Here is a 286-nt window from a genome sequence, read left to right as displayed (position 1 = left end):
GCGGCGTTGTTGCAGTCCTGGGGGGTGGTGCCCGATCTGGTCCTGGGGCATTCGGTGGGTGAGATTGCCGCTGCGTATGTGGCGGGGGTGTTGTCGTTGGCCGATGCCGCGCGGGTGGTGGGGCTGCGGGCGAGGTTGATGGCGGGGTTGCCGGCTGGTGGGGTGATGGTGGCGGTGGCGGCCTGCGAGGACGAGGTGAGCCCGCTGCTGGCCGAGGGGGTCAGTGTGGCCGCGGTCAATGCGCCTGATGCGGTGGTGCTTTCTGGTGCTAAGGCTGATGTGGGTG

Annotated in this window: 1 protein-coding gene; it reads left to right on the top strand. The window is 69.2% G+C overall.

Annotated features, from left to right (window positions below; genetic code table 11):
• A partial coding sequence (locus F0Q45_RS27185; protein WP_149656721.1) for an acyltransferase domain-containing protein occupies positions 1–286 on the top strand: 286 nt, incomplete at both ends.

The sequence above is a fragment of the Mycobacterium simiae genome, from assembly GCF_008370645.1.
Taxonomy (GTDB): Bacteria; Actinomycetota; Actinomycetes; order Mycobacteriales; family Mycobacteriaceae; genus Mycobacterium; species Mycobacterium simiae_A.
This window is presented reverse-complemented; position numbering and strand designations above follow the sequence as displayed.